5 protein-coding genes are annotated in these 3,154 nt (G+C 74.4%); 1 reads left to right on the forward strand and 4 read right to left on the reverse strand.

Annotated elements, in window-relative coordinates; translation table 11 throughout:
• The 4 genes from ABZ914_RS49250 to ABZ914_RS49265 form a co-directional block, all read right to left on the reverse strand.
• A partial coding sequence (locus ABZ914_RS49250) for a DUF6343 family protein (protein WP_500201499.1) occupies positions 1–276 on the reverse strand: 276 nt, incomplete at its 3' end.
• Positions 273–725, reverse strand: coding sequence for a YbhB/YbcL family Raf kinase inhibitor-like protein (locus tag ABZ914_RS49255; protein WP_190868172.1), 453 nt, complete (start codon positions 723–725; stop codon positions 273–275). The genes ABZ914_RS49250 and ABZ914_RS49255, both read right to left, overlap by 4 nt.
• Before the next feature lie 55 nt (positions 726–780).
• On the reverse strand, positions 781–1,806 hold the full coding sequence (mgrA, locus tag ABZ914_RS49260) for an L-glyceraldehyde 3-phosphate reductase (protein WP_500201500.1): 1,026 nt from the start codon (positions 1,804–1,806) through the stop codon (positions 781–783).
• A 13-nt stretch (positions 1,807–1,819) separates the two neighbouring features.
• Positions 1,820–2,725 carry a LysR family transcriptional regulator gene (locus ABZ914_RS49265; RefSeq protein ID WP_500201501.1) on the reverse strand — a complete coding sequence of 302 codons (906 nt, stop codon included), beginning with the start codon at positions 2,723–2,725 and terminating at the stop codon, positions 1,820–1,822.
• 89 nt (positions 2,726–2,814) lie between these two features.
• Here ABZ914_RS49265 and ABZ914_RS49270 point away from each other — a divergent pair.
• A partial coding sequence (locus tag ABZ914_RS49270) for a hypothetical protein (protein WP_500201502.1) occupies positions 2,815–3,154 on the forward strand: 340 nt, incomplete at its 3' end.

Consider the following 3,154-nt stretch of genomic DNA (forward strand, 5'->3'; position numbering starts at 1 on the left):
GCCCCAGGCCGAGCCGCTCCCGTCGTTGTTCGCGACGATTGCGAACACAATGGCCGCCGCGGCGGCCGCCACCAGCGCGATGCCGGACAGGACGGCGCGCAGGCCCAGCGCGCTCCGCGCGGTCAGCGGCTCGTTCCCCGGCGGCTCCTCGCGCCCGCCGTGCCCGCCGTCCTCGCGGTGTCCGCCGTCATCGCGGTGCTCCCCGCCCTCGTCGCCGTGGTGGTCGTGCTCGCGGCCGCGGTCGTCGTCGTCCGGGCCGGGGCTCGCGGCGGTCACCGCGCGAACGTGCCGACGAGCGTGCCCGACGCCACGACCTTGTCCTCGACGGCGTCCCTCAGCTCCTCCGCCGTGAAGCCGTCCCGCAGCCCGGACGGCTCCGACAGCCCGTACAGGCGGAAGAAGTAGCGGTGCGGGTCGTCGCCGGCCGGCGGCTTCGGCCCGCCGTACCCCTCGGTCCCGTAGTCGTTGCGGCCGAGGACCGCGCCCGTCGGCCGCTCGCCGGCGTCCAGCCCGGTGGTGACCGGGTCGATCCCGGCGACCAGCCAGTGCGCGAACGTCCCGACCGGGGCGTCCGGGTCCTCGCAGGCGAGCGCCAGCTCCACCACCTCCTCCGGGACCGGCGACCACTCCAGCGGCGGCGAGACGTCGCCCCTGTCGTGCGAGTACTCCGACGGCATGAGCGTGTGATCGTCGAATGCGGCACTGCGCAGCGTCATCTCTTCCATGCGGGCCTCGTGCCCGGTGCGGGCACGACGATGCACGCCGCGCCGCCGCCTTCGGTCAGTCGGCGCTGGACGCCGCCCAGATGTTGATCCCGGCCTCCACCGCGTCCCGGTCGATCGCCTCCAGCTCGTCCGGGGTGAAGTCGAGCCGGTCCAGCGCGGCGAGGTTCTCCTCCAGCTGCGCGACGCTGCTCGCGCCGATGAGCGCCGAGGTGACCCGCTCGTCCCGCAGCGACCAGGCGAGGGCCATCTGCGCGAGGGACTGGCCGCGGCCCCGGGCGATCTCGTCGAGCGTCCGGACGTGCCGGACGTTCTCCTCGGTGAGCAGGTCGCTGGAGAACGAGGTGTTCCGGCTGGCCCGCGACCCCTCCGGGATGCCGCCGAGGTACTTGCCGGTGAGCATGCCCTGCGCCAGCGGCGAGAACGCGATGCAGCCGACGCCCTCCTCCTCCAGGGTGCCGAGCAGGCCGCCCTCGATCCACCGGTTCAGCATCGAGTAGGACGGCTGGTGGATCAGCAGCGGCGTCCCCATCTCCCGCAGGATCCGCGCGGCCTCCGCGGTGCGCTTCGGCGAGTACGACGAGATCCCCGCGTACAGCGCCTTCCCGGACCGGACGGCGTGGTCCAGCGCGCCCATCGTCTCCTCCAGCGGCGTGTCCGGGTCGAACCGGTGGCTGTAGAAGATGTCGACGTAGTCCAGGCCCATCCGCTTCAGGGACTGGTCGAGGCTGGCGAGCAGGTACTTGCGCGACCCCCACTCGCCGTACGGGCCCGGCCACATGTCGTAGCCGGCCTTCGTGCTGATGACGAGCTCGTCCCGGTAGGGCGCGAGGTCCTCGCGCATGATGCGGCCGAAGTTGGTCTCCGCCGACCCGTAGGGCGGTCCGTAGTTGTTGGCGAGGTCGAAGTGCGTCACCCCGAGGTCGAACGCCCGCCGCAGGATCGCCCGCTGGACGTCGATCGGGCGGTCGTCGCCGAAGTTGTGCCACAGCCCGAGCGAGATCGCGGGGAGCCGCAGCCCGCTGCGCCCGCACCGCCGGTAGGGAAGTCGTTCGTATCGGTCGCCGTCGGCCGTGTAAGTCATGGTCACGAGTATTTCAGGCGCGCCCCGCCCGCGCCCCGGCGGCGGCCTCGACGCAGGCGCGCACGAAGTCGCGCAGGACGGGATCGGTCGCGTCCCGCCGCCACACGACGGCGCGGACGGCCGGCGCGACGCCCTCCACCGGCCGGTAGAGGATGCCCGGCCGTGCGTACACGCGGGCGCTCGACTCGCTGATCATCGCGACGCCGCGCCCCGACAGCACCGCCTGGAGCCAGTCCTCGGAGTTGTCGACCTCGGCGCCGATCGCGGGGGTCCGGCCGAACTCGGCGGTCGCGAGCCAGAACTCGCGGAGCGGGCCGGACGAGGCCGGCAGCGCGACGAACCTCTCGCCGCGCAGGTCGTCCAGCCGGACCGTCGCCCGCGCGGCCAGCGGGTGCTCCGCGGGCAGCGCGACGCGGCGGGGCTCGCGGCGCAGGATCTCCGCGTCCAGGCTCTCCTGGCCGGGCACCGGCAGCGGGATGAACGCGGCGTGCGCCCGGCCGTCGAGGACGCCGCCGGCCGGGTCGTGCCAGTCGCCGAGCCGGAGGTCGGGCCGCCAGCCGGGACGGAGCCGAGCGAACCGGGCGATGACGGGCTCGATCGTCTCGGCGTCCATGCCGGAGTGGTACTCGACGCGGAGGACGCGGGACGCGGCGTCCCGGGCCCGGCGCACGCCCGCGAGCCAGGTGTCGAGGTCGCCGACCACGCCGCGCGCGACGGGCAGCAGCGAGCGGCCCGCGTCGGTCAGCGCCACGCCCTGGCGGCTGCGCTCGAAGAGCGTCACGCCCATCTCCAGCTCCATCCGCCGGATCGACTTGGAGAGCGCGGGCTGGGCGATGCGCAGCCGTTCCGCGGCGCGGGTGAAGTGCAGTTCCTCGGCGACCGCGACGAAGTACCGGAGCGACCGGACCGCAATGTCCATGCCCGAATGCTAATTCCATTCAGGCATAACGATGGATCTTCGACGCGGCGGCGCGGCCGGGCCAGCCTTGGGGACCGAGGAGGGGGACAGTGACGACCACTGAGATCGAGATCGAGACCGCCCGCCCGGCGGGGAGCACCGGCCGGCCGTGGGCGGGGATGGGCGCGATCGTGCTGACGTCCGTGGCGGCCATGACGCCGGCGTTCGGCGTCGCGGCGCTCGCCACGCCCGTCGAACGCGGGCTGGGCGTCTCCGCCACCGGGTTCGGGCTGGCGCTGAGCGGCTTCTTCGCGGCGAGCGCGCTGGGCTCGTTCGCCGCCAAGCGCGTCGCGGCGCGGCTGCCCGTGCCGGTGGTGCTGGCGGCGGCCGGGGTGCTCGCGCACACCGCGCTGGCGCTGGCGGCGGCCGCCGGGAACCCGGCCGCGCTGG

The organism is Spirillospora sp. NPDC046719, assembly GCF_040645715.1.
Lineage (GTDB): Bacteria > Actinomycetota > Actinomycetes > Streptosporangiales > Streptosporangiaceae > Spirillospora.